The sequence below is a fragment of the Candidatus Zixiibacteriota bacterium genome, assembly GCA_040756055.1.
In the GTDB taxonomy this organism is placed as follows: domain Bacteria; phylum Zixibacteria; class MSB-5A5; order GN15; family FEB-12.
Window position 1 is genome coordinate 1 of sequence record JBFLZR010000010.1, and the last position, 26,495, is coordinate 26,495.

Sequence of the window (26,495 nt, forward strand, 5' to 3'; positions counted from 1 at the left end):
CCGGAGACAGAAGTACCAACGACGGCGATGATGGTATTTTAACAGCTCTTGAGGTGTCGGGGTTGAATTTTGTGGGAACGGATCTGGCGGTGTTGTCGGCGTGCGAGAGCGGGGTAGGGGATCTGGTGGATGGCGAGGGGATCTTTGGTCTTCGTCGGGCGTTTCAGCACGCGGGGGTGAACAGTATTGTGATGAGTTTGTGGTCGGTACCGGATCGTGAGACCTCGCAGCTCATGGAGGGGTTTTACCGTCGGTGGCTGGGGGGTGAAAGCAAGCGTGACGCTTTGCGCGGTTCGGCTTTGGAGCTATTGAACCAGTCGCGGGCGAAGCGCGGCTGCGGCCATCCTCTTTTGTGGGGCGGGTTCATTCTGGCCGGAAATCCTAATTAGGAGTTGTCCGGTCCGCTTTCGGTCACGGCCGGTGATACTCTGCCCGAAAAGTGTCCTGTCGGATTTTTTTACTTGACATAATATGGATAGTGTGGTATCCTTTAGTCGACAATCGAAAGGAACAAAACACCGTTCGGGTGAGGGAGTGCTTTTGTCCGTCACTGATTCCCGACATTGATTTGCTGCTACCAGCTTAACTTGAGCCTGTTTCTCGGGCTTTGTTAAGGTGTACATCTCGGGACATTCAGCATTTACTCATCACAATCAAACGGCTTTGGAGCCGCTTTCTTACCCGACCGAATTCAGTTGGAGATATTGTGTTATGAAGCAGTTTGTGAAAAGCGCTTTAGTCGCGCTAATGCTGGTGGCCCTCGGGGTTGCCGTTTTACCTCCAACCGCCACAGGTGAAGATACATTACCGTATACCAGAATTGAGCAGGATGCTGTGGATGTGAGTGATGAACATCCATGGGGCGATAATTCTAATCCCGGGTCGAGTCCGGGTGTCTACCGCATTACGATTCAAATTGCCTTATCAGTCTATGATGCGATTTACGGTGGACAGATCTCTAACGAGTCAAACGTAGCGGACATGCATAAGAAGAATAGGATCAATGACGATACTCAAAACGTCACAACTTTTAGATAAAGCCAGGCAGCATCTCCGAAACAGAGACCATAAGAAGGCTCTGGATGTTCTTCGTGAGATTGATGCTGGATCGCTAGGCGACGCTCAACTGGGGCTGTATTACCTGGCGAGCGGCGAAGCTCTCATATTGGCTGGCGAGTGCGGACACGATTTTATCGAGAAGGCTATCGCTATACTGAAAGGTCTGGACGACAATTTTGCCTTTGCTCATGCCAAGTTTCTGAGGGGATGGCAACTTCAAGCGATAGGAGAGCCCCTGAAGGCGAAGGAACCGCTGATAGAGTCTTATACCGCGTTTCTCCGGATTGATAATTTCGACTCGGCTGCCAGAGCTTTGAACAGGCTGGCTATGATATCTTTTCATATGGGGGATGTTGATCAGGCTTCAGAGAGTCTTTCCAAGAGCATTACGTATTATACAAAGGCAGGAAACGATAGGTTGAGCAACGTTGCCAAGGGTAATCTGGCGCTCGTGCGTTTCTTGAGCGGCCAGGTGCAGGCAGCGAGGAGGAACTACGCGGAGATCGGAGAGCAGTTGTCGCTCCTCGATTTGAAAAATAGATGTGTCTTCCTCCTAGGTTACGCGATGGCGATAGCTCTTTCGGGCGACGTGTCTGGCGCGAAGAAGAAACTGGCAGAAGCAGGGAAACTTGCCGCGGACTTCAGGAGAGAAGAGGCAAGCTACTACGAATACCTCGGATGGATAGAAATCCTCGATAAGAACTACAAGGCGGCCGAAAAGGCGCTTGAGACGGGATTGAAGCTCTCGCTCGAGATAGCCCCGGAGTCGGCGCTGGTGTCGCAGATAAAGAGACTTCTTGCGGATACATACGTAGCGACCGGCAAGTTCGATGAGGCTGAGAAAGTTGGCAGGGAAGCGCTGGCAGTCGCGGAAAAAATAAACGAGCGCGTAGAAATCGCCGCCGTGTATCGGGTGTTCGCGCAGGTTGAAGCGCACAGAAAATGCAGCGCCAAAGCTTGCGAGTGGTACCGTAAGGCTATCGATCTGTTCTCGATGGCGAGCTCCCGCTACGAGCTTGCGGTCACAAGATACCTGGCGGCATCGAGCGGACTTCTTGAAAATGGTGAACGCACGGCAATGCTTTATCTGGCGCGTGAGTATTTCGTGTCGGAACAGCTTGACCACTGGATTAAGAAGGTCGATGAGGAAACATCGCGGGTGAGTCAGCCCGCTCCCGCCAAATCCGAGCGCGCAAATGAATCCGATAAGGAGTGCCCCACGATCATAACGGTCAACGACCGGATGAAAAAGATTCTGGCCATGGCCGAGCACGTGGCCCGGTGTGACATGACGGTGCTTCTTACGGGGCAAACAGGGACCGGCAAAGATTTGCTGGCAAAATATATTCACCACCACAGTGGGCGTAGCGGCAAATTCGTGACTGTCAACGCCGCGGCTATCCCGACCTCGATGATTGAGTCGGAGTTGTTCGGTTACGCGAGGGGTGCATTCACCGGGGCCGACAAAGAAAAGCCGGGGCTTTTTGAGATGGCCGATGAGGGGACATTCTATCTGAACGAAGTGGCCGATTCTACACCGGAGTTTCAGGCCAAGCTTCTGGAGGTGCTTGAAACCCGCGAAGTGCGTCGTCTGGGTGAAAACAAAAAGCGCAAAGTGGCGTTCAGATTGATAGCGGCCACGAACCATGATCTCGACGCGAGGATGCGTGAAGGCGCGTTTCGCCCGGATCTGTATCACCGGTTGAACGAAATTCCGATAAGCCTGCCTCCGCTTGACGAACGGCGAGAGGATATCGCGCCGCTGGTGGAGTATTACCTCACCAATCTGGGACTAAAGGTTGGTTCCAGCGGGAGCGGCGATGCCATAAGGCGGTTGGTAGACATTCTCTTAAAGCAGGATTGGCCCGGCAACGTGCGGGAGCTGATAGCTCAGGTACGGTATCTTCACATCACCGCCCAGGGGAATCTCGAGCGCATGATTGATCTGGCGCTGGGAGATGGTAGCCGGTCGGAGATTGAGAAGCTGACACAGGTGCTGGAGATGACCGGTTGGAACCGCAGCCGGACAGCATCGATCCTCGGCGTGAGCGAGGGGACAATCCGCAACCGTCTTCGCAAGTACGGTCTATCGCGCGACGATTCGTAGGGTTTAGCGCCCGATTCGTAATTTTTTCCATTCAATTCGTAGAATTTTCAAGTGCATTCGCAGTTTTAGGTCAGTCTCGTTTTCTTATTCGTAAGCTAAGCGGGGTGATTCGTAAAATTTCGACATTCGCGGTTTGCCGGCGTGCTTATTCAATCCACCTGCCAATTTACAACAGTCTTATTTGAAAGCACTTAGAGGTTTGTTGAGGTTTTCGCGTCTGACCGGCACGTGTTTTGTGGTGTGATTTTTCGAAGCGGATTTCTCATCCGTTCCTTTCGAGAGTGAGTCATCCGGGTCGGGGCCGTCAGCCTTAAGACTGTTGGGATAGATGTTGATGCGAACTGACAGTCGGTCCCGGCCGGGTGGCTGCTTGAACAAGCAGAGGGCAATCGGGGGACATACATTAATATAAAGGCGTGACCATCAACTTCGATCCAGGCCTATATAGGGTACTGGAAAAACTGCAACCCATCAACTGCCATAGAAGGGAGGTGAGTATGAAGGCAAAGAAAGTCATGGTGACTTTAATTCTGGTGTTTGCCCTATCCTTGGTTGGGACTGTCGCGACAGTTCAGGCCGGCCCTCCAGAGACAGTCACGTGGATCGGTGACTGCAACTGGAGTTTTTGTACAACGGAAAACTGTGTCATACACACAGTACTTTCCTGCGCTGCCGGTTTTTTGCGGTATATGTAGTCCGGGCTATTTAATAAAGAACCCTGAAAAATCTTGAATACTTGTGTTAGGCGCTTTGGCGCGGCGGAGGCCCCGGAAGGTTCCGCCAACGCAAGTTTTGAGCCTGTCATTTCTTTTCAAGTGGTGATTCTTTTGGCTTTTGCTACTGGTATTATCACTTCAGAATTTATTGACCTGGCAAGTACAGCGGTTTTTTAGATCTGGTTCTTTTGCCCCGACTGTTATCGCAGCAATCGGAGTTTTTTGTCCATCCCCACACCAATGCGTTTAATGAACCTTATCTTGTGAAAATTTCATGGTCATTGGTGTGGGCTCGGTAAATTTAGCTAAATCTTAGCATAACGATAAGGTAATTTGCTGGATTTGTGAGTTTATTTTCAGTAAAGAGGTGTAGTGACAGTACGTGATTAGTTGAGCAAATATGGCAACTTGACAAGCCTCATATGCTGCTATATGCGGCATATATCAACTAACTTCACCGCACCGTATTTATAACGGGGACAATCCTCAACCCCAAACCGCCATAGAAGGGAGGTGAACATGGAGGCGACAAAAGTAATCGCGACCTTGTTAGTCCATTGTGCTTTGGCTTTTACCTTGACCATATTGCCGGCCCGCCTGCGTCGTATACCTCGATCGGGTCATGGGACTGCGATTCTAGTTCGTGCAATACCGAGAACTGTGTGGTCTATGTACCTACTTCTTTTTGGTTCAAGGAGTTTTTCACCTAACGCGTTTTCCTATGGCTGTACAACGATCGGTATGAAACGAACTTCAGTGGTACTTTACGCTTTACACCAGTGAGCTCGTTTCATCAATCACAGTTGGAAAATCTATAAGGAGGCGATTTCAGATGACGGATTTTCGTCGGGAGTCAAGCCGGCATCAGATGAAGCAGAACTACCAGCCGAATATGGCAAAAGGCTGGGGCGTAGTGTTCGTCTTGGTTGTGCTTTTCGCCATTTGGACGGCCAATTGGGAGCAGGGTGAAATAGTTCGCCTTGATGTGAAGCAGGCTGGTCTGCCGTCCGATATCCGCTTTGACCCTGAGAGGGTTGAGCGATCATCTGAAATGGCCGCTAAGCGGTCGATCGGCGGATACAATCCACGCGCCCATGAGCATGACGGTTTTCTCGGCTTTGACGTGAAAATAATCAAAGACGACCAACCTCTTAGGATTGACATCGAGAAGCCGCCGGTTTATTCCACTGAAATAGAAGACGAACTGTCAGTTGGAAGTGATATTTCATTCTCGGTTATAGAAGCAGAAGGCGGGGGGATTTATGTTCCCGAGGGAACTGATCTGCTGGCTGAACACGAGGAGCAAAGCCAGAAACCGGTTGTGAACAGCGACGCTTGCCTGATCCGAAGTGTCAAACCGGAGGTCCCCTGGATAGCCCAGGAGAACAAAAAGGAAGGCCGGGTCGACGTATTGGTCCTAATTGATAAAACCGGTCAACCAATCCCATATTCCTGTAAACAGGCGGACGGGGTAAGTACAACGCCGGAGTATATGTTGGATTGCCGGATGAAAGACGGTAGCGTGGCCACTCTCGAGTTCTGTGTTTCTCCGCAAAGCAGCGACAATAAACTCCTTTATGTCGTATTGCACGAGGAACCGAAAGGTTACTATTTTGCCGAAAAATTAACCGAGAAACTGCCGGATTGGAAGTTTGCTCCGGCCATTCGCAACAATGAACCGGTGGTGCAGTTCGTTATCGTGCAGTTCAGATTTTGCAATCCCGATGACCCGGACTGCCAGTCAATTATTCTGGCCGGCGCCTCTACCTGAGGCCAGCTCTTTCCAAGTGTGACCGCGATTGTTAACGGTACACTGGGTTGACACTTTTTCACAACAAGCTATGCTGTTTTATTGGGAAAAGAGATGTGAATAGAGCCTTAAAATAGAGGAGGGAAAATTGAAGAGAATTTTCTTTATGCTGTTGCTGGCCTTGTTTTTGGTTGACAGCTTGGCTTATGCGCAGGATGTGGATTATGATCCCAATAATCCCAAAGCGTCAGATTCAGCCGGCATATTCGGCTATCAAAGCGGCAATTGTCCCCCGGTCAGGGCGCTTGATGGCCCTCTTCAGTTGGTGATAAACCACGATGGCCAGGAGCCGGTTATCAATTTGGTTCTCGATCCAAAACAGCGCTATCCCGTTTTCTTTGACGTCGGCAGAATATATTCCGATACTTTGCGGATTGAGGCATACTTACCTCCGGAAATCCCGAATAAATTTCCGACGCCGCCTGAATTCCGACCGCCGGATGGAAATTTCACGCTACTGGTCGTTTATCGGTTATCTAATGATACAGCCGAGTACCGGGTATCTTTTTCAGGAGATCCACTCACGCTGAATGTGGAAACAGTTCGTCATGCTGAATTCCTGAGGCTTCAGAAATTGCGTCAGAAGCCGGAGAATATAGCACTGCTTATTTTTAGCAGTTATGATCAGGCGATGGGTGCCAAGAAAAAGCTGAAAAAGTACGTTAAGTGTACCAGGCTGAAGCCGGGAAACTATGAAGGAATACCTTTCTTGATTGCCAAAGGCGAGCACGGGATGAATGAAGTTCCCTGCCGCTGTGTTATATTGGCGGTAATACTGCCGAAGGACGCCGAGAAGCGCCGGTTGGCCGAGGAGCAGTTAAGCCGATACCAGGTTATCGGCTGACAGACCTCTTTCGCCACCAGACCAGACTCTCTGTATGGAAGTCGGTTCTACTATACCGCCCCCACACCAATTGCTTTTGCAGTAGAACGAGTAATGAACATTTTGCCGGATTGGTGAGGGGGGCTTGACAAATTACTCTGCCAGGATAAGGCAGAGTATTAGAAATAATGAAAGATATTACACCTTTGAATAAAGGGTAGGAGGGGAAATGGCTAAATTTAGAGTACTAGCCTTTTTGATGGCGTCATCGGGCAACTTCGCTGGTACGATAATTTCTGCATTATTGTTTTTATCACTTGGCAACGAAGATCCGGATGGCATTGACACACCTTTTGGGGTGGTTATTGCCATATCGTCAGCAATTGCAATCTGGATACTGATAGCGAACTGGAAGACCCGGCTTAAGCTGATTCATCTATTTCTTTTTGCGGGCCTCTTGGCTCCCATCAGCTATCGTTTTTTGGTGGCGGGGAATACCTTTTTTACGATATTAGAGATAGTTCACGGACAATGGATGCCTTATCCGGAAAATCTTTTCTACAATCTAGTTTTGAGCGTGCTGGTCAACGGTACAATGATCATGGCGTTAGCTGTATTAAATGAGCCGGACAATCAAATTGAAAAAAGTTGACGACAAAACTATAACCGCTTTCATATGCTTAAAGCGACCTTCCTAAATTTCATTACACCAATGCTGGCAGGAAGGTGAGTCCCCGCCGTCGGGTGAATTCCTTGGACCGAACAAGATATTCCTCGTCAACGACGAAGAGGGCGGTCCGTCAAGGCCTCTTTGTAGAGGCTCGCTAGTTACTGCCAGCCTGGGCAATTCGTGGCGATATTCGAGTTATTCGTACAGTTAGGCGCAAAACTCGTAAGTCATTCAATCCAATTCGTAAAAAAATGAAGCCTGGTCGCAGGTTTTCGGAAGATACCAGCCCGGATTCGTAACGATAGGGCCGAAATTCGTAAAACCGGGTGATCGGGCTGATGGCAAAGACAAGGCCTGATTCCGTGCGGCCGCGCAATTATCTCGTAGATAACTACTTAACATTGAAATTTAGATTGAGGCGACGGCTGGCACGGGGTTTGTATTGCACTATTTTTGAGAACGGACTTCTCATTTAGTTCCTTTTGTTGAGTAGGTCGTCCTGGTCGGGTCCGGCCTTGCGGAGGGCAGTGGGACAGTGGAAAATGTAACATCGGGCCCGACCGGGGGACTAAAAAAGTTCGGCTTAAGCAGCAGTTACTTCGGAAATACTTAGCGTCGATGGTAAATATCACAGATAGAGATGTCGCAAGCCTGGCTTTCGGCATGCCCGTGCAGTTAACGTGGGTTGTGTTGGCTGGGAAACGTTTTGTCAAGGTTCGGGCAGACAGAAACCGGGGCAGCGATTTTCTCTGTTGATGGTGAGGGGATGTCCGATTGGAGGCGGCGGGTGGCTTACTTGTAGCTGGTGACCACCTGCCGCTTCTTAGAGGACATTCTTTAAGAGCAATCTTTTGAGAGGAGGTTTTGAGGAGATGGAAGACATCAGGAGGAAACGAACGACGGGCGCGGTCTTGTTGCTGCTGACAGTATTGCTTTGCGCGGCATTTATGACACCTTCGGTTGCAGCAGGTCCGCCGAATCAGTTGGAGTCCCGGATTGTCGCGGATGACCACCCGTGGGGAGACGAGCATCCGTGGGTCGACGCCCTGGCAGCATCGGATGATCACCCGTGGAATGACGGAAAGCCAACGATTGATGATCATCCGTGGGGAGAGGGTAAGCCGAAATCTGATGATACTCCTTGGGGTGATCGCGGGCCGAAAAACGACAATGATTCCGGAGACCTCGGAGCCATTGGCGAGATATTTTTCTACCTCAACTTGTGGATGGTAAATTTCTAATTGGCAACATTATCTGTTGAGGAGGCCGCTTGAAGACCCTTCTGATTCTCAACATCGTATTCGTGTTTGCAGGTATCGTTTTGCTGGCGATGGCGTATCGGGAGCGCAACAAAGACAACGCGCCGTTCAGTTTTAAGCTGTCCGCTTTTCGCGGTATCCGCAACCGGTTTACCCAAACCGGTCACCGGTATTATCTGGCCGGTGTTTTATTCGTATCGCTCGGATGCCTGTCGTCTTCTATCTACTGGCTTTCAAGATCAGATTAAACCAGGGAGGCCGGGCAGTCTTGGTCCAAGCGCTGTCCGGCCGATTCTTTGGGCATGTTGATAAAGTCCTCGTGTCTGGTTGAGGCAGGTCCTGTAAATCCGTGTAGCGAATTTATGTGACCTGGCGCTTGTGCCGCTCTTGGACTTATGTGTCAGGTCACAATTTCTGCAAGCAGAAATCAAGACCTGACACAACGGCGTAAAGGTTATTCAACAAGCCTCTGTGGCCGGACCTATCTTGAAATTACGTCACAATTTCAGCAAGCAGAAATCAAGACCTGACACAACGGCGTAAAGGTTATTCAGCAAGCCTCTGTGGCCGGACCTACCTTAAAATTTTGCCAAAAACAAGCTCGTTGACAAACAGGGGGAACATCGTATATTTCGTCGATTTTGTCCGCTTAAGTTAAAAAGCGAAAGGTCGTCGAAAACAGCGGTATGTCATTTTTGTCAACCTCGCGCAATCGCCTTGTTCTGGTCCTCTGGCTGGTTGGTATACATTCGATCGTTGTCGGATTCGGTCTGATCTTCCTGCCGCCGTCGTATGTACCGTTTTTCGGCTTCGCACCGTTTGCCGAAAAATTCTTTCCGGTGCAGGGGGGAGTATTTCATCTGGTTATGGCGGTAGCCTATATTATGGCGGCGGTAAGGCCGGAGCGTTATCCCGGGCTGATAATTCTCTCTTTTGTAGCCAAGCTGATGGCGGCCGCGTTTCTGCTCACATACTATATTCTAATAGATCGAATCTGGATGGTGCTTTTTTCGGGAGTCGGCGATGCCCTGATGGGGCTGGTGATATACCTTTTGTATCGCGCCTTCAACCGCGAAACCGCGTCATAGAATCACCGTATACAATAGTCATCGACGGCGAAAATAACGGGCAATTTTGTCCGAAGATTGAATTTCAACTTTGTTTGAAGGGGAGCGAAGTATGTTTCACAAGATACCGCAGGCGATAGCCGAGCGGATGATGTTTCTGGAAGAGCTCGACAGGCGCGATCGTCTGGATGGCACCAGTCGCAAGGTGCGGCTTCGGCAAATCCCGCCGGATACCGGGAAGTTCATAGCGTTGCTCGCGTCCGAGGCGCCCGATGGCGCCCTGGTGGAGATCGGCACGAGCGCCGGGTATTCTACTCTCTGGTTAGCTCTGGCGTGTCTTGAGACTGACCGTAAGATTGTCACGATTGAGATCGATGATGATAAGTTCCGGATGGCAACAGAGACTTTCCGTCTCACCGGCCTTGGCGGCACAGTTGAGCAGGTTCACCGCGACGCCCGGGAGGTGCTGGACGGATTTACGGATATAGCGTTTTGTTTTCTCGATGCCGAAAAGGAGATTTACGATAGCTGTTATGAGCTGGTGGTGCCGAGGATGGTACCGGGAGGTATCCTTGTTGCCGACAATGTTATCAGTCACCGGGAGATTCTCCAGCCGTTTTTGGACAGGGTGGAGGCTGATGAGCGGGTGGATTCGGTGGTGGTGCCGATCGGCAAAGGGGAACTTCTCTGCCGCAAGCGGTAGCCGGCAGGTGACACGATAAATGTTGACAGGCCTTTTTTATTTGATATAATAGGGGTGACTTTTAACCAGGGTCCGCGGATGGCGGATGGAAAGGAGGCGTATTTTATGACAGCGGTAGTTGAAAGAGTAGTTGTAAAGTTACGCCCGGGAGGCGGTCGGTAAACGACTTTCAGGACCATAGTCCAATTTATTGATAACCGCGGGTGTAGCTTTGGTCCGCGGTATTTTTGTATCTGGTAAACGGTGAGCCGCGGAATTTAATCTTGCGGCTCTTTACTTTTATAAAGGAAATTGACAAGCGATGAGTAACGATAATTCGAATACATCGATGATTTCACTTGGGTGGGATCAGCATTTCGAGAAACATTTTGAACCATACAGCCCCGACGGGCTCGTGCCGGGAAGAGTGGAAGCGGAACATCGCAATCTATACCGGGTGGTGTGCGAGTGCGGGCATTTCAGCGCCGAGGTATCCGGGCGGTTCATAAACAGCGCCGTATCGCGGGGTGACTATCCGGCGGTCGGTGACTGGGTGGTGATGAACCTTCTGGAGAAGGAACAAAAGGGTATCATTCAGGCGGTGCTTGAGCGCAAGAGTTGTTTTTCGCGCAAGGCGGTGTTATCGGGAGGTATGCCCGATACGGGTGGCAAGACAGCCGAGCAGGTGTTGGCGGCGAATATCGACACGGTCTTTCTCGTCAGCGGTTTGGACAATAATTTCAATATCCGTCGTATCGAACGCTATGTGACGGTTGCCTACAACAGCGGGGCGACCCCGGTTATCATATTGAACAAAGCGGATCTCCGCGATGATCTCGATGAGTGCGTGAGCGAGGTTCAGGAGATTGCGGCCGGTGTGGATGTTTTAGCTGTCAGCGCAGCTTCACACGCGGGCCTGGATGCGCTTCAGAGATATCTTGCGGTGGGAAAGACCGTGGCGTTTCTGGGGTCATCGGGAGTGGGCAAATCCACGATTATCAACACGCTGCTTGGTGAGCAAAGGCTCAAGACCAGGGAGGTTAGTGGTGAGGACAGCCGGGGCAGGCACACGACCACGCATCGTGAGCTGATTGTTCTCCCCGGCGGCGGGGTGGTGATTGATACACCGGGAATGCGCGAGATCAGCCTGTGGGATGATACCGGCGGTCTTCAGAAGGCTTTCGATGATATCGAGGCGTTTGCCCGCCAGTGCCGGTTTCATGACTGCACACACGAGAGCGAACCGGGTTGCGCCGTGCAGGCGGCGCTTGCCGATGGACGGCTCGATGCGGCGAGGTTTGGCAATTACGTGAAACTTCAAAAAGAGATCAGCGCCTTCGCCATCAGGAAAGACAAACAACTGTACCGGCAGACGACAAGGGAACGGGACAAGAAGCATCGCCGGTATTTTAAAGAGATGCAGAAGGTGAACAAGAAGTTTCGCGAGAGGTGAGCTCATTCGCGTTTGGAGAGAGAATAATGGATCAACAGACAGAGAGAATATTTGCCGACAACGAGCAGAAGGTGCTTTCTGAGGCAAGTAAACGATATGGTATGGCGCCGGACAGCCTGAAACGATTGGGTTCGTTTGAGAGTTTCGTGTTTGAGTATCGCTATCAAGACACAGACCAGATTCTGCGGGTCACCCCCGGTTCGCACCGCCAGGCGACTGCGATCAAGGGAGAACTGGAATGGGTCAACTATCTTGCCGACAACGGTGTTTCCGTTTGCCGGGGACTGCCATCGAAAAACGGTTCGTTGGTCGAGGTGATCGAACTGGACACGATCGATTCCGACCCGGATGCTTTTTACAGCGTGGTGAGTTTTACTAAGGCTCCGGGAAGGCGGGCGATCAAAGAGGACTGGAACGAGAAGCTGTTCACCAACTGGGGGCAGGTCATCGGCAGGATGCACGCCCTGACCAAAAACTACCAACCATCGGATCCATCACTTGTGCGCCACGTTTGGCACGAGGACGGTGACTTGCGAGCCGACAGGTATCTGCCGGAGTCTCAGACAAAAGTCCTGGCCAGGCACGCCGATCTGATGGATTATCTTCACAAGCTGCCGATGGATACGGATTCGTTCGGGCTGGTTCACGAGGACATGCATCACGGCAATTTCTTCGTCGATAACGGCAGTATCACGGTTTTCGATTTCGACGATTGTCAGCATCACTGGTTTGCCTCGGATCTGGCGATGCCTTTGTTTTATGTCATGCGCAACCTGACTCTCAACGACCAGTCGCTGGAATTCGCCCATCACTTTTTCGGTTGTCTTATGGAGGGTTACTCCCGCGAGAACAGGATAGAGAAGTACTGGCTGGAGCAGATCCCGCATTTTCTGAAACTGCGGGAGATGATTCTTTATATCATTCTCTATGCCGAAGAGGCGTTTGAAGCCAACGAATGGTGTCGGGCGTTCTTTAGTGGCAGAAGGGAGAGAATCGAAAACGGTGTTCCGGTACTCGATATGGATTTCGGACAGTTTGCTTAGTCCGTAGTATCTGTCGGGCACGCCGCTCGCCAAAACAGTTTGCTTTCACTCAGGTGGGACCGTACTTTTTTAGGCAGGCAATCTCTGCTGTCTGATTCGGCTAAAGCTAAATTGAGTCAGGGCCGATACAGTATATATTGGATAACCGGGCCCGTTTTTTCCAAGATTTATTTCTCTGCCGGCCCAATTCACTGTATAGACATTGGGAAATAGCCATATAAGCGGGCCGCATGAGGTCAGATCGTGCCGGCTGGAGGGAGAAAAGCCATGATCAAAACTTCTATCATCACAATAAGCTCTGTCATTCTTTTGACTACCGCGTCGGTCTGGGCGGTGTCATTTGAGATAGGGGAGAGTTATTCCGCCGGACAGGAGCCTTTCTGGTTGAGCAAGGCTGACTTTAATAGTGACGGGCATTTGGACTTGGCAGTCGGCCATTGTGATGAGCACCTCTATCCGGAGATAGACGCCAACAGCGGGATATCGGTTTTCTTCGGCAATGGCGACGGAACGTTTGCTGAGGCGGTTCAATACGTTACAGGTTTCGGAACGTTAGCTATTTGTGCTGGTGATTTCGACGGTGATGGCGATATCGATCTTGCCTCAACACGACCGGATAGGATCGGCTTCGTGGAGCCGGACTCGCTTTGCATATTGCTGAACGACGGCGAGGGAGTCTTTGAGCTTTCCCCAAGGTGCGAGACAGCGGTGGTAGGTTGCCTGGGTATGTGTGCTGTTGATGTGGACGGTGATAGCTCGGATGATTTGGTAATGACCGGTTATATGAACGACACTCTTTGTATCATGAAAAACGGCGGTACCGGCAGTTTCGCTCTCGACACATGTTTCGCAGCAGGAGACTATGTGACTCGGGTATGCGCGGGTGATTTTGACTCCGACGGAGACGATGACTTGGCCCTGGTAAACTTCGATAATCTTCTGATATACACCAACGACGGATTTGGAGACTTCACTTTTGCCGATGGATACAGTAATTCTGATCAAACCGATATTCTTGTGTCGGATTTCGACAGGGACGGGGACGGCGATCTGATGACAGTTTCACAGGCCACGGATTTAGTGACTGTCCGGCTGAATAGCGGTGATGCAACATTTCCATTCACGGCTTATATTCCAGTTCCATTTATGCCATTCTCGGGAGCCCTGGCAGATTTTGACGGCGACGGCAATGAGGATCTGGCTTTAACGTGTCATGTTTGGGACAGTGTTTCAATTCTGCTTGGGACCGGCGACGGGGCGTTTGTGATGGATTCAAAATATTCGATCGCTGACAGACCAATTTCTCTGGAGGCCGGTGACTACGATGAAGATGGTGACTATGATTTGGTTGTAGTAAACAATTACTCCAACGAAATTACAATCATGCTGAATACGACCGTGGTAACAGATGTGACCGAGGAGGATAAGGTTGCAGAGGTGCCGTCGAGCTTTGGACTGCGTCAGAATTATCCCAACCCGTTCAATTCATCGACGAACATCCAATTCGATTTGTCGCAGCGGGCATTTGTGGAGATGACGATTTACAATATCGCAGGTCAGGTCGTGCGCTATCTTGTGACTGAAGAGATGTCAGCCGGGGTTCACACGGTTGAATGGAACGGTTCAAGCGACGCCGGCGTGCCGGTGGCGACGGGGATTTACCTCTGTCACCTGAAGGCGGGTGACTTTGTATCGATGAAGAAGATGGCGCTCTTGAAATAGGGGTTCGCGTTTAGACACGACTAAAGTGTTCTAAAATCAAGAAAAAGCCGCCGCGAAGTGAACGCGGCGGCTTTGATATATATGGAATGACGTTCGGAAATCAATCGGAATTGACAAACCAGTCTTTGGCGAGATGTTCCGTGGCGGCGATTATCTCGCGGTCCTTCTCGTTGAGCGCTCCGCGCTCGATGAGGGTTTCCACCGCTTTGTGCAACAGCACCATCTTGTCGCGAACCGGAATGATGGCCGGATAGTATTCGTTGTTGAAGAATATCCAGAACCGCTTGGCCAGACGTTCATTCGAAAGCATCTTGCCGATAGCTTTCTCCAATTGAGCGCCGCCAAGGTCCTCCAACTCTTCCTTAGGGGAACTCATCAATTCGATAGTGTGCTTGAGGCTCTCCTTGCACTTGTATCTCATCTGCCATACTTCGACCATACCCAGCGAATTGACCAGTAGAACATTGACGCTGATCTTGTTGGTCTTGGGGTTGCCCTTGACTCCATCCATGAAGGGTATATAGTAGTTGTCGGTGATCGAGCCGTAGGCGCTGATGCCGCCGGCGAAGGGATCATCGATAATATCGCCGATAGTGAAATAAGGTTTGCGCTCGAAGCGGGCGTCCTGAATCTGCATGAACTCTTCTTCGGTGAAGTGGAAACGTTCCTTCCAGAGTTCTTCGGCGCTGAGGTCTTTGCGGGTGAGCGATGACTGGCTGGTAAGCATACCGATAGCCTGTCCGCCGCGCCACACCAGCGGCAGCACGCCAACGGCCCATTCGGCGGAGCCGCCAATCTCACCAATCATGGAGCACAGGCCGCGCTCATCGGGGAACTGAAGTCCCGCCAGACCGAGCAGCACAGCCGGCAGCAAGTCACCATCCTTATCAAACGGCGTGGCAATGCCGGCCTTGTTCAGCTCATCCATAGCCGGGTAATGGCGGGAGCGATCGAGGAAAAAAGCGCTCAGTTTGTCAACGCCGGAGTAGCCGTAGGCGTTGGCAATAATCTCGGCGGCATCGGTAAGTTTAGCTTCGCGCGGGTTGAATTCCGGAAAATAAGCGCCACCCATCCAGCGCTGGACATAAATATCCGGCAGATGACGTTTTACGTTGGCCTCGGTAACGAAGAGGGCCGTCAGGGAAGAATGCAGCCCCTTGATCGATTTCGTGGTACCATCGATAACGTCGTTGCCCATTGACAACTGCGTTACATTGCGCGGCATGCTCAGGCCATACTGGGCGCGATGTTGATCTTTGCCGAACACGGCGCCGACCGCGATAGTCGGGTTACCGCCGGCTTCCTTGCCGGGCTTAACTCTGACACCCTCGGTGATAGCCGACTCGATCAGAACCTCTTCGCCGACCGGCAGGGTCTCCGTCGTCTGCTGAAGGACTTCGGCCATAATCTGAGCGGCGGTGCGATCGTTGGCGCGCTTGAGATTGTTGGACAGTTCTTGGGTGACATGGTCTTTTGGAACGCTGTTGATGCTTCCCCGTCCGTTCAGTCCCACCGCTACAGCGGCAAGGGCCGCCGAGAGGGTGACAGACTGACGGACCTGGCGGTTGCGCAGGGCGCCCAGGTTGGAGTTGTGGCTGAACTTGTCGCAGAGCGTGGTGATAGTGAGGGCGTCGAGGGTGATATCGTAATTGTTGAGAACCGCCATGTGGCGATGGTTGAATTCGATCAGTTTGTCGCTGTTGAACTTGTAGTCGTCCTTCTTACCCTGATAAGTTAGTCTTTCGTCGGCAATGTTATAGCGAAGCTTATTCGGCATTTTGCCACCCCATAGTGTTTCAGGCCGGCTGGCGGTCTGAGATGAACGTTGTCACATTAATATTAGCATATTATCACTTAAGCGGCCGGTTTTCAAGCACTAACTTGTTAAGCGGGAACACACAAGGTCGGTCGGGCCGCCCTGGGATGCATTGTCCGCTTGTTGGCGGTGGTTTTGGGCCTTGTAAGCGGTTGTCATTTAATGTCTTGACAAATGCGGATAAGTTGGTTAATTAAGGTTTCATTTGTCGAACCAATTCGGTGTTAATGTGTACTTTATAGTAAGCTCTCTATTTTCAACATAGAACAAAGAGGATGATACCTATGGCCGAAAACTCATCTCCGACCATGATTGAGGCTCGCGGACTAAGCAAGTTCTACGGTCCATTTGTGGCTATTTCGGATATCACCTTTTCGATACCCAGGGGTCAGGTGGTGGCATTTCTGGGGCCCAACGGGGCGGGCAAATCCACCACTATGAAGATTCTTACCGGGTTTTTGTCCGCCAGTGAAGGTCAGGCGCTGATAGCGGGTGTGGATGTTCGCACCGACAGGCTCAAGGCGGTTGAACGGCTTGGCTATTTGCCGGAGAACGGTCCGCTGTATCTTGACATGACCCCTATGGATCTTTTGAAATTTTTTGGCGAGGCCCGGGGCCTTAAGGGCAATAAGCTCAAAAAGCGCCTTGATTGGGTAATCGATCTTTGCGCTCTGGGGCAGGTGGTGGGCAAACCGATCGGGAAGCTCTCGCGGGGGTACCGTCAGCGCACCGGCTTGGCGCATTCACTTTTGCATGACCCCGATGTCCTTATCATGGATGAACCCACGGCGGGTCTGGACCCTAATCAGATTCGTGACTTTCGTTCTCACATAAATAAGCTTGGCGAATCGAAGACGATTTTGATTTCCACGCACATTCTTCAGGAAGCGGAGGCGGTCGCTCAGCGAATTCTGCTGGTAAACAGTGGTAAGCTGATGTTCGATGGAACGGCGGCTGAGTTGAAGCAGAACGGTTCGTTCGAGGAAGCTTTCTATCGGCTCACCGATTATGGTCAGTCGATCGGTGGCGGCAGAGGGGGGCGCAAATGAAGATTAACTGGAATCTTGTCGTTGTAATCGCGAAACGAAATCTTCTGTCGTATTTCAGCAGCCCTACCGGTTACGTGTTTATCACGTTGTTTATCTTTTTGAGCGCGGCGGCGGCTTTCTGGCAGGGAAGATTTTTCGCCAACAACCTGGCCAATCTCGATCAGCTTAACGGCTATTTTCCATACTTGCTGTTGTTTTTCGTGCCGGCTCTGACAATGAGCATTTGGGCCGAGGAGCGCAAGCAGGGAACGGATGAACTGCTTTTGACCTTGCCGGCGACTGACCTTGAGGTCGTGCTTGGCAAATACCTCGCGGCGCTGGGAATTTACACGGTGTCGCTATTGATATCGCTGAGCCACGTGATTGTGCTTTTCTGGCTGGGCAGCCCCGATATCGGTTTGATGTTCTCCAATTACCTGGGTTACTGGCTTTTGGGCGCGGCGTTGTTGTCGGTGGGGATGTTCGCGTCGCTTCTGACCGCCAATGTCACGGTAGCGTTTATTCTCGGCGCGGTGCTCTGTTCGTTCTTCATTTTCGTGGATTCGGCCCGGGTGGTGCTGAGCGATTGGCTTCAGTCGATGCTGGCGCCGCTGGGGATATTCGAAAATTTCGAAGACCTGTCGCGCGGAGTGGTGAGTCTGCCGTCGGTGGTGTTCTTTGTCTCGATCGCCGCAACGATGATTTATTTCAACACGTTGATACTTGGCAGACGGCACTGGCCGGTGGAAGCCGATGGACGGAAATTCTGGTGGCATCAACTGGCGCGCGCGGCGGCGGTTATTGTCGCCGTGGTGAGTTTCAATGTTGTCATGGCCAACGCGTCGTGGCGACTCGATGTCACCGCCGAGCAGCTTCATTCGCTCTCGGATCAGACGCGCCAACTGATCAGCGAGTTGCCCGATGACAGACCGGTATTGATTCAGGCGTATATCAGCCCCGAGGTTCCCCGTGATTACGTGGAAACGCGTTCCAACCTGATAAGCAAACTTCGCGAAATATCAGCCATCGGCGGCGACAAAGTCCAGGTGCTGATTTACGACTGCGAACCGTTCACCGAGGCGGCTCGCGGCGCGAGAGAGAAGTACGGCATCGGTCCGCGTCGAATGGTCGGTACCGAAAGCGCGCAGGCAAGGGCGTATGATGTGTTTCTCGGGCTAGTGTTCACCAGCGGCGTTAACGAGGAAGTGATTCAGTTTTTTGACCGGGGTCTTCCGGTCGAGTATGAACTGGTGCGCAGTATCCGTGTGGCGGTGAAGTCGCAGCGAAGGAAGATCGGTGTTCTGGATACCGGCGCCCGTCTCTTTGGAGATTTCGATTTCCAGACAATGAGCCGCGTGGCGGCCTGGCCCGTGGTGGCGGAACTTCAAAAGCAGTACGATGTCGTGCAGGTCAACCCGCGCGAACCGATCTCCGAGCGGATGGACGCTCTTCTGGTGGTGCTGCCGTCGACCCTTACCCAGATCGAGATGAACAATCTGCGCGACTATTGCTATTCCGGTCATCCGGTGATGCTCATGGTCGACCCGCTTCCGATGTTCGATATTGGCTTGTCGCCGATACTTCCCAGCGATTACAACCGCAATCCTTATGCCGAGAACCAGGCGGTGCCGGATCCGAAAGGTAAGGTTGATCAGCTTTTAAAGGATATTGGTATTATCTGGAACAGCCGGGTTGTCGTGTGGGACGCCTACAATCCGCATCCCGACCTCAGTCAACTTCAGCAGGAGATTGTTTTTATAGGTGAAGGCAACGGCAGCAGCGAGCCTTTCAACACCCGCAATCCGGCGACCAATGGTCTCCAGGAGATAGTTGCCATGTATCCGGGTTATGTTTACAAAGGGATGGAGCAGGGATTCAGGTTCCAGCCGCTTTTGCGGACCGGCATACTTTCGGGCATAAATGACTGGAGTCACTTGGTTGGTCCGGGCTATATGGGGACGGGCTTCAGCCTCAATCCGAATCCGCGCCGACCACCCTCGGCGGAGTCATACATTCTGGCGGCGGAAATTCAGGGCATCGACAGCGTGATGAATGAGGACTCCACGTGGACGCACAAAAATATCAATGCCATTGTCGTGGCCGATGTGGACATGATTTCCGATCAATTTTTCCAAATGAGACGCATGGGTATCGAGGGATTGAATTTTGATAACGTGACGTTCTTTCTCAACTGCATGGACCTTCTCGTCGGCGACCAGACCTTCATAGATCTTCGCAAAAAGCGAATCAAGCATCGCACGCTTGAGACGGTGGAAGCTCAGACGAAGGAGTTCGTGGAAGAACGGATTGAAAAAGAAAGGCTGGCCGAGGTGGAAGCGCGCAAGGCGCTTGAGGAAGCCCAGGCCCGCTTGAATGAGAAAATTGCCGAAATTGCGAGCCGGACCGATCTTGATGAGCAGGCCAAGCAGATTATGGCGCAGAACCTTCAGGAAGTCGAGAACCGCCGTTTCGAAGCCTTGAAGGCCAATATCGAGGCGAAGAAAGAGGCGACGATCCTGGCCAGCAAGGAGGTAACGGAGCGGGAGATTCGTTCGATTCAGACGCGGATCAAGATGCTGGCGGTGCTTCTGCCGCCCATACCGGTTCTGCTCGTCGGCGTTTTCATCTTCGTGCGCCGCAAGAAGCTTGAGAAAGAAGGGGCGATGGCTGCCCGGAGGTTAAGGAGCTAAACTATGAGTGAGAATAGAAAGACGATCATCTTCGGCGGGGTGGCTCTTGTTCTTCTGATTCTGGCAATCATATCATCGCCCGGACGGATAACACCGGAGGCTTTTCAGGATCAGGGGGACGAGTTCTTCCCGGCCTTCAAGGACCCCAACGAGGCTACCACGCTCGAAGTGGTGGAGTATGACGCTGTCAACGGCACGACCAAACCGTTCAAGGTGACATTTGACGGGAGCCGTTGGACGATACCATCGCACCACAACTATCCCGCCGACGCCAAGGAGCGCCTGGCGCGAACGGCTGCCGGGATAATAGATATCAAGAAAGACGAGTACCGCACGGACAATGTTTCCGAGCATGTGGCGTGCGGTGTCGTGGATCCGCTGGACGCAACGGCCGGTACGGCAGGACGCGGCAAGCGGGTGACAATGAGAGGCGAGGGCGGCAATGTGCTGGCTGATTTCATCATCGGGCACAGTATCGAGGGTCGCCCGAATTACAGCTTCGTCCGTGTGCCGGGACAGAACCGGGTTTATGTTGCTAAAGTCGATGCGGACCTGTCGACACGGTTCGAGGACTGGATTGATACCGATCTGCTCCGGCTGGAGAAACGTAAAATACAACAGCTCGTGCTAAGAGACTACTCTATTAATGAAGCGACCGGCAGCGTTGACAACCGCGATAACGTGGTGTTGAGCAAACGCGAGATGGGATGGATCGCGAACAATTTGAGCAAAGGTCAGTCGGTCGACTCGGCATCGGTGGATCACCTTTTGAATTCGCTGGTGGCGCTGAGTATCGTAGGGGTGCGTCCCAAGCCCGAAGGACTGTCGGCCAGTTTGAAGGTGCGAGATGTGGAGAAGCCGCTGACACAGGCCGATGTTACCTCGCTGCAGGATAAAGGCTTCTATCTAACCCGTGACGGTCAACTGCTTTCGAACGAGGGGGAGCTTCAAATTTTCACCGCCGACGGATTGGCTTATACGCTGAGGTTCGGCGAAGTGGTGTATGGTTCGGGACTGGAGGTCTCGGCCGGTACTAATGACGAGTCTGCCGGAGACAAAAAGGGCGGGGAGAATAGATACCTGTTTATCACGGTGGATTTCAATCCGGGTTATTTCCGGGAGCCGGAAAAACCGACCGACACTTCATTCGTAAAACGTCCGGAGAAAGAATGGTCAACGGCCGACTGGGAGAATAAACGTCGCAAGGACGAGCATGAACTCTGGCAGCGCAAGATGACCGAGGGTCAGCAGATAGCAGCTGACCTGAGCAACCGGTTTGCCGATTGGTACTACGTGATATCATCGGACAGCTACGATAAGGTACATCTTAACCGGGCGGCTCTGGTCGTGACCCGATAGGGAAACGGTTAGATTGGATTGACGAGCGGGCTTCTGGCCCGCTCTTTTTTTGCATATAAGCTCGTTGTACAGTAATAAGTTACTATATAAAAAGCGATTTTTCTGGCCGATTTTTACACAAACAACACAGGGCCATCGTCTTTTATGTGTAATCCCCTCATGACAGCATTTTCGGGAGTAAAGGCTTGAGGAGGTGGGTTATTTTACGCAACATCACAGCAGCTACTATCGTAGTCGTCATTTCGGTGCTACTTATCAGTACGGGCCATGCCGAATCATCGGGAACGATAACCGGTGTTATCATCGATGCCGGATCAGGTGTGCGTGTTTCCGGAGCTTCGGTTATGCTGGTCGGGACCAATCGCGGGGTTCTGTCCGATTCGGAGGGCCGGTTTAGTCTCGAAGGCGTTACGCCCGGTTATCACGAGATATCAATTACCCACAAAGACTATCACAGTACGAAGGTTCCGGTTAATGCTAACACGACAAATGCTGGTCCCGGGGAGTGGTTACTGTTAGTGAGGCATGGAGAATTCTTCGCACCCGATCAGAATTCGAATGTCGACGGTAACCCGTGCGCCAAAGAAGCAAGAGATGATCAACGAGGAGAAGAAATACACAAATATCGTTTGGACGAATTGGGGGCGATACATGGTAGGCTGACAGATGCAGACAACGGCGAACCGATCGTTGGTGCGATCGTGTGCCTCGAAGGAACAGCGCGAGGAGCGATGACAGACCCAGACGGGTACTTCCTGATTCTCCGGCTGGCTCCGGCCGGCTATACCGCCGTATTCACGCACATGGAATATGAATCTGATGCGTTGCAGAACATAGAAGTAAGCCCCGTTAAGATTAGTGAATGCAGTTTCAGACTCAAGAAGAGGCCTCAAGGCAGTCTACCGATTATCGACATCCGCGATTAGGATCATTATGCAGGGCTTTGAATAAGGTCGATAGGTCGAAAAATGGAGCCTCCTCAGTTGAGAGGCTGAGCGGTTCAAGATAGGTGGGAGGGAGCGAGAAGGGACGGAGAGCACCTTGGTGTGCTCTCCGATTTATTTTTGCATGAAAATTGAAATCGACGCTTTGACTATAACCAGCGCTTGAACAACTTGAGAATGCCCTGATCCCATCCTACCCGGTGTGTGACGCCCGCCTTCTGGTGCTCCAGCTCATCCTTGTGCTCGAGATACCATTTGTGAGAGGTAATCAAAGCATCCTGGTTGGAGTAGTTGGATTTCCATCCGAGTTTCTGTTCGATCTTTTCCGTAGAGACATAGGAGTCTTTGTCGGCGGTTCCATACACCCATTTGTATAGCGGGGAGATTTTCATGAACTCGAACACCGCCAGAGCGCCTTTAACCAACCTGGCCGGCGTGGGCATAACTCTCGAGCCGTTACCGGCGAAATCGCATAGCGCGCCGACATCGAGTTTGACTTTATCATACATCTGCGCGCCGACATTGAAAGTGTCGTTGACGATTTCACGAGGGGCGGACGCGGCCAGAGTGATGGCCTCAATCAGATCACTTACCTCAAGCAACTGATAGAGATTCTCCCCTTTTCCGATGATGGGGATGCGTTTGCCGGAGTCGACCCAGTCGTAGAGAATCTGGAAGACGCCAAGACGGGCGGTGCCGATGAACGTTTTCGGACGAATTACCGGAACGCACATTCCTTTGGCGCGAAATTCCTCACAGATGCCTTCGCCGGCAATCTTGCTTTCACCATAGGCGCCTACGCCGATGAGAGGGTCGTCTTCGACAAGGGGGTGTTTCTCCGGAACGCCATAGACGGCGGTCGAGCTGATGAAGATGACTCGTTCGACATTGCATTTCTGGGCTTGTTCGAGCGTGTTGCGGACGCCATCGATGTTGGTCGTATAGATTTCGCTTTTCGGCCAGAGGGGAAGGGCCGCGGCGCAATGGATTACAATGTCAATTTTGTTGTCGTGGATGAGGCGATACATGCCATCGGGGTCGCGGACATCCTGATTTACCAGCAGCATATCATCGGAATATTCAGCTTCCAGAAACGGGGCGATATCGTTGAGGGCCAGGAAAGATATCCCTCGCCGGGGAAGATTCATGGCGAGGTGATAGCCCAGAAATCCGGCGCCGCCAGTGACCAGTACTCGTTTACCTTGCATTAGATTGTGCCTTAAGAATCCGAGTTAACTCAAGCATAATAAAGCCGCCACTGTTAGATGACGGCTTTTCAATATATGTCAGATTATACCAAATTTCAAGGATCTCAGACCGAAAATTCCGGTCTTTTACCTATCCTGGCTCTAATCCTTCTGTTCGTACGGTCCGCCTGACCAGCTTCCCATGCCGGGCCCGTACAGGATAGCATTGGCCAACATCTGGCGTGTGCCCTGAAAATAGGCGCGCAGGTTCGGCGTGCCGAGGAACATGATAATCTGTCCCCCGCCTTTGTACTCTCTGGTCAGGTATGCGGTGCCTGCCCAGCGCTGGCGAGCCTCCGGCCACAGCAAACCCGACAGCCGAAGCTTGGTTTCATCGACACTGAACCGCCCGACAGTTTTTACATCCTCTCCCGCCATCAAAGCGGAGCGGGTGTATACAATAGCCGGGACACTTTTGGTCATACCGAACGCGAGCCAGTCCTCGGTGTCAAGATCGACCCTGAGGATGGTTCCGCGAGGGAAGAATCTCCTCTGCCATTCGTCGATTTTCTTAAGCTCCTCTTTGGAAGCTGGCGGCTGTTTTTCATCTTTCGACTCTAACGGGGCGACTTTATCCGGGTGCCACAGCGCCATCGTATCGACGGTCGGCGCCTCGGCGCGAATTTCTCTGTCTGTCAGTTCTTTGTATTCGCCCAGTTTATCGAGCATATCGCATTTCAGCCGGACCTGACTGAGATTGTTGCTCGAGTCGGCGGCCCATATCGCCGCGTTGCCCGTGCATATGAGAGTGCCGCCGTCCTCAACCCATTTTGCCAGCGCCGAAGCGCCTTCCTTGCCCATGTAATGTCCGAGTGCCTGTCCCCAGGCGGATGGAATGACGATTACATTGAATTTGGCGAGGTCGTGCCAGGCCAGTTCGCTGAGTTGAATGAGAGAATGCGGAATGGCGAGTTCTCTGTCGATAGCGTACCAGATGGCTCCGAAATCGGAGAAGTCCAGTGGCATGCCGGTGAGCAAGGCGACTTTCGGGCCTATTAACAGTCGAAATGTAGGTGCGCCGAGATATGAACCCTCGGTTGCCAGTCCGGTATTGACGCCGTATATATCGAGGCCGATTTCAGCAGCCATTTTTTCGAGAATCGCCGGAAGGTTCTCGACATTGCCACGCTTGCGGACGACAAGAGCTCCGGCATTGAAAGAGCGGCCTTCAACCGTGAACCGCTTTTCCGAGGCGTAGATTACAAGCTCCTTACCGAAGAGCTTGTTGAGCATCAGGTAGGTTCGCTCGCCGACCATGTCGATAACGAAACCAAACTGGGCATCGGGGTTGTAAAGCTTTCCGACTTTCGGCTCGATCGCCGTAACCGGTTCGGTCGCGACCGAGAACATGGTGGTCGTTTCGTAGGCATCGAGATTGTACGCCACCGGAACCGACCACGCCGAAACTTCGTACATCCTCGTCTCATCGTATTTCTCAAGTTCCCGTCGTTCTTCTTTCAAGAAATCGAGCTTGAGATGCGGGTCGAATTCGAGGATGGCTTTGGCCAGTCCTCCCTGAATTTGAGAGGTTCTCACGATATAAGTGCCCGCCGGGAATTTTTGCGACGCGTGTTCGTTGAGCATGATATCCCGAACGCCGCGGACGGTGAAATCGGCGGTGGCCTTTTCGACTTTGATCCCCTGCTTGAGCAGCGACTCGATGAAGCGGTTCATCTTGAGGTCGTCCTTAATCGGGGCGAACAGATAAGTAAGACCGCTTTTTTCCCCCTGGCGGATAATATCGCGGCGAGTGTTATAATAATCGCGCAGAATTTCCGTGCGGTTGTTGGCCAGAGTGTGCAGATTCGCCAGCGACGATGTGAACTGGTGGTTGACGGCTTCGTGGTATGTCAGAACGTAGCCGTTGGGCTGGCGCACCATGCTGCCGTCGACACCCGCCTGCTCGTAGAGTACGCCGATACCGCCTGAGAAAGTGAGCCAGCTCGACCCGTAGCCAGGGTACCAGTGCTCGTGCCACTCTTTGACGTAATACGGCCAGCCGCGTTTGTCGAACGCCTGGGCTTGATCTCTGCTGACGACCTCCCACCATTTGAATACACTCTGCGGGGTATTGTAGTTGACCGGCTGGCGGGGCGGAGAGAACAGGAAATTGTCACTGGAGCCCATCTCGTGACCATCAACCATAAGCTGCGGATTCCATTTAAGGAGTGTCGAAAGTCTTCCTTCCGTTTCCGGCTGTGTCACGACAACCCAATCGCGGTTCATATCGAAAAGATAGTGATTGCCTCGTCCCCACGGCCACACGCCACCGTGCTGCTGGGCCTCGCGATCGTAGTTGGGGACATGGCTACGGTAGGTTAAGAGCATCGACATATACCGCTCGCGACCATCGGGGTTCTGAGTCGGGTCGATAATGACAACGACATTCCTCAGAAGGTGCATCGTGGCGGAGTCGGTTCCGGCAGCCAATTGATAGGCGAGTTGTACTGCTCCGTCAACGCCGGAGACCTCGTCGCCGTGAATGCCGTAGCCCATCCAGGCGGTGGCGGGAAGGTCGGCAAGCAAGGCGTCGAGTTCAACCGATGAATTGAGATTGGCCGAGGCGAGTCGCGCGGTTTTCTCGCGGATGGTCTCGATATCTGCGATGTATTCGGGCAGGCCGATGATTATGGCATAGAGGTCGCGGCCTTCGTAAGTCTTGCCGTGTTTTTCGACAATAACCCGGTCCGACCCCGCGGCCAGGGCTTCGATATAGTCGACCAGCTCGTTATACCGAAGAGGCCACTCGCCTATCGGGTGGGCGAGATAGTCGTTGGGTTTGGGAACAGACTGATCGTAGGTTCCATCGGGATAAAATGGTACGGTGTCTACCGGCACCTGGTCGGAGTACGAAGGATGGGTAGACGATGAGAGACCGGCCGCCAGTATCATCGTAAAGACGAATGCGACGACGGCAATAAGGTGAGAATAGCGCGACATAGCGACTCCTTGAGTGACATTAAACTCTGGCCTAAAAAAACCAATAAAGACAGATGTCCG

General features: G+C 52.1%; 20 protein-coding genes. 17 read left to right on the forward strand and 3 right to left on the reverse strand.

Annotated features, from left to right (window positions below; translation table 11 throughout):
- From AB1483_13835 to AB1483_13895, 13 genes are all read left to right on the forward strand, one after another.
- The coding region (locus AB1483_13835) for a CHAT domain-containing protein (protein ID MEW6413532.1) at positions 1-389 on the forward strand (389 nt) is incomplete at its 5' end.
- 322 nt (positions 390-711) lie between these two features.
- A complete protein-coding gene (locus tag AB1483_13840) occupies positions 712-1,038 on the forward strand; it encodes a hypothetical protein (GenBank protein MEW6413533.1) in 327 nt (108 codons plus the stop codon).
- Positions 1,004-3,166, forward strand: a complete 2,163-nt coding sequence (locus AB1483_13845) for a sigma 54-interacting transcriptional regulator (protein MEW6413534.1) — start codon at positions 1,004-1,006, stop codon at positions 3,164-3,166. Before AB1483_13840 ends, AB1483_13845 begins: the two co-directional genes overlap by 35 nt.
- 1,548 nt (positions 3,167-4,714) lie before the next feature.
- Entirely contained in the window at positions 4,715-5,653 is a 939-nt protein-coding gene (locus tag AB1483_13850) for a hypothetical protein (protein MEW6413535.1), read from the forward strand.
- 127 nt (positions 5,654-5,780) lie between these two features.
- Positions 5,781-6,536, forward strand: a complete 756-nt coding sequence (locus AB1483_13855; protein ID MEW6413536.1) for a hypothetical protein — start codon at positions 5,781-5,783, stop codon at positions 6,534-6,536.
- Positions 6,537-6,744: 208 nt separating this feature from the next.
- Complete coding sequence (locus AB1483_13860) at positions 6,745-7,167, forward strand: hypothetical protein (protein ID MEW6413537.1); 423 nt, start codon at positions 6,745-6,747, stop codon at positions 7,165-7,167.
- Between the two features lie 890 nt (positions 7,168-8,057).
- Positions 8,058-8,426 carry a hypothetical protein gene (locus tag AB1483_13865; GenBank protein ID MEW6413538.1) on the forward strand — a complete coding sequence of 123 codons (369 nt, stop codon included), beginning with the start codon at positions 8,058-8,060 and terminating at the stop codon, positions 8,424-8,426.
- 29 nt (positions 8,427-8,455) lie between these two features.
- Entirely contained in the window at positions 8,456-8,692 is a 237-nt protein-coding gene (locus AB1483_13870) for a hypothetical protein (GenBank protein ID MEW6413539.1), read from the forward strand.
- 438 nt (positions 8,693-9,130) lie between these two features.
- The gene (locus AB1483_13875; GenBank protein MEW6413540.1) at positions 9,131-9,532 is read left to right on the forward strand and encodes a hypothetical protein; all 402 of its coding nucleotides are present in this window, start codon (positions 9,131-9,133) and stop codon (positions 9,530-9,532) included.
- 91 nt (positions 9,533-9,623) lie between these two features.
- The gene (locus AB1483_13880) at positions 9,624-10,214 is read left to right on the forward strand and encodes an O-methyltransferase (protein ID MEW6413541.1); all 591 of its coding nucleotides are present in this window, start codon (positions 9,624-9,626) and stop codon (positions 10,212-10,214) included.
- Positions 10,215-10,515: 301 nt separating this feature from the next.
- Positions 10,516-11,646, forward strand: a complete 1,131-nt coding sequence (rsgA, locus tag AB1483_13885) for a ribosome small subunit-dependent GTPase A (GenBank protein MEW6413542.1) — start codon at positions 10,516-10,518, stop codon at positions 11,644-11,646.
- A 26-nt stretch (positions 11,647-11,672) separates the two neighbouring features.
- Positions 11,673-12,689, forward strand: coding sequence for a phosphotransferase (locus AB1483_13890; protein MEW6413543.1), 1,017 nt, complete (start codon positions 11,673-11,675; stop codon positions 12,687-12,689).
- A gap of 267 nt (positions 12,690-12,956) precedes the next feature.
- Entirely contained in the window at positions 12,957-14,411 is a 1,455-nt protein-coding gene (locus AB1483_13895) for an FG-GAP-like repeat-containing protein (GenBank protein MEW6413544.1), read from the forward strand.
- Between the two features lie 100 nt (positions 14,412-14,511).
- Here AB1483_13895 and AB1483_13900 read toward each other — a convergent pair whose 3' ends face one another.
- Positions 14,512-16,188, reverse strand: a complete 1,677-nt coding sequence (locus AB1483_13900; GenBank protein ID MEW6413545.1) for a fructose-bisphosphatase class II — start codon at positions 16,186-16,188, stop codon at positions 14,512-14,514.
- A 323-nt stretch (positions 16,189-16,511) separates the two neighbouring features.
- Between AB1483_13900 and AB1483_13905 the strand changes: the two genes are divergently transcribed.
- The 4 genes from AB1483_13905 (at position 16,512) to AB1483_13920 (ending at position 22,230) form a co-directional block, all read left to right on the forward strand.
- Positions 16,512-17,276 carry an ABC transporter ATP-binding protein gene (locus AB1483_13905; GenBank protein MEW6413546.1) on the forward strand — a complete coding sequence of 255 codons (765 nt, stop codon included), beginning with the start codon at positions 16,512-16,514 and terminating at the stop codon, positions 17,274-17,276.
- Entirely contained in the window at positions 17,273-19,945 is a 2,673-nt protein-coding gene (locus tag AB1483_13910; protein ID MEW6413547.1) for a Gldg family protein, read from the forward strand. Before AB1483_13905 ends, AB1483_13910 begins: the two co-directional genes overlap by 4 nt.
- Positions 19,946-19,948: 3 nt before the next feature.
- Positions 19,949-21,304, forward strand: a complete 1,356-nt coding sequence (locus AB1483_13915) for a DUF4340 domain-containing protein (GenBank protein MEW6413548.1) — start codon at positions 19,949-19,951, stop codon at positions 21,302-21,304.
- Between the two features lie 185 nt (positions 21,305-21,489).
- Complete coding sequence (locus AB1483_13920) at positions 21,490-22,230, forward strand: carboxypeptidase regulatory-like domain-containing protein (protein ID MEW6413549.1); 741 nt, start codon at positions 21,490-21,492, stop codon at positions 22,228-22,230.
- 167 nt (positions 22,231-22,397) lie between these two features.
- Here the strand turns inward: AB1483_13920 and AB1483_13925 are convergent, their stop codons facing one another.
- Both AB1483_13925 and AB1483_13930 read right to left on the reverse strand, forming a co-directional pair.
- Entirely contained in the window at positions 22,398-23,456 is a 1,059-nt protein-coding gene (locus AB1483_13925; protein ID MEW6413550.1) for an NAD(P)-dependent oxidoreductase, read from the reverse strand.
- 141 nt (positions 23,457-23,597) lie between these two features.
- Entirely contained in the window at positions 23,598-26,435 is a 2,838-nt protein-coding gene (locus AB1483_13930; GenBank protein ID MEW6413551.1) for a M14 metallopeptidase family protein, read from the reverse strand.
- Between the last annotated feature and the right edge of the window lie 60 nt (positions 26,436-26,495).

What these genes read in the sequence shown, in the direction of transcription:
- AB1483_13840 (MEW6413533.1), top strand. Translation starts at nt 712, where the DNA reads ATGAAGCAGTTTGTGAAAAGCGCTTTAGTCGCGCTAATGCTGGTGGCC.
- AB1483_13845 (MEW6413534.1), top strand. Translation starts at nt 1,004, where the DNA reads ATGACGATACTCAAAACGTCACAACTTTTAGATAAAGCCAGGCAGCAT.
- AB1483_13850 (MEW6413535.1), top strand. Translation starts at nt 4,715, where the DNA reads ATGACGGATTTTCGTCGGGAGTCAAGCCGGCATCAGATGAAGCAGAAC.
- AB1483_13860 (MEW6413537.1), top strand. Translation starts at nt 6,745, where the DNA reads ATGGCTAAATTTAGAGTACTAGCCTTTTTGATGGCGTCATCGGGCAAC.
- AB1483_13865 (MEW6413538.1), top strand. Translation starts at nt 8,058, where the DNA reads ATGGAAGACATCAGGAGGAAACGAACGACGGGCGCGGTCTTGTTGCTG.
- AB1483_13875 (MEW6413540.1), top strand. Translation starts at nt 9,131, where the DNA reads ATGTCATTTTTGTCAACCTCGCGCAATCGCCTTGTTCTGGTCCTCTGG.
- AB1483_13880 (MEW6413541.1), top strand. Translation starts at nt 9,624, where the DNA reads ATGTTTCACAAGATACCGCAGGCGATAGCCGAGCGGATGATGTTTCTG.
- rsgA (MEW6413542.1), top strand. Translation starts at nt 10,516, where the DNA reads ATGAGTAACGATAATTCGAATACATCGATGATTTCACTTGGGTGGGAT.
- AB1483_13890 (MEW6413543.1), top strand. Translation starts at nt 11,673, where the DNA reads ATGGATCAACAGACAGAGAGAATATTTGCCGACAACGAGCAGAAGGTG.
- AB1483_13895 (MEW6413544.1), top strand. Translation starts at nt 12,957, where the DNA reads ATGATCAAAACTTCTATCATCACAATAAGCTCTGTCATTCTTTTGACT.
- AB1483_13900 (MEW6413545.1), bottom strand. Translation starts at nt 16,188, where the DNA reads ATGCCGAATAAGCTTCGCTATAACATTGCCGACGAAAGACTAACTTAT.
- AB1483_13905 (MEW6413546.1), top strand. Translation starts at nt 16,512, where the DNA reads ATGGCCGAAAACTCATCTCCGACCATGATTGAGGCTCGCGGACTAAGC.
- AB1483_13910 (MEW6413547.1), top strand. Translation starts at nt 17,273, where the DNA reads ATGAAGATTAACTGGAATCTTGTCGTTGTAATCGCGAAACGAAATCTT.
- AB1483_13915 (MEW6413548.1), top strand. Translation starts at nt 19,949, where the DNA reads ATGAGTGAGAATAGAAAGACGATCATCTTCGGCGGGGTGGCTCTTGTT.
- AB1483_13925 (MEW6413550.1), bottom strand. Translation starts at nt 23,456, where the DNA reads ATGCAAGGTAAACGAGTACTGGTCACTGGCGGCGCCGGATTTCTGGGC.
- AB1483_13930 (MEW6413551.1), bottom strand. Translation starts at nt 26,435, where the DNA reads ATGTCGCGCTATTCTCACCTTATTGCCGTCGTCGCATTCGTCTTTACG.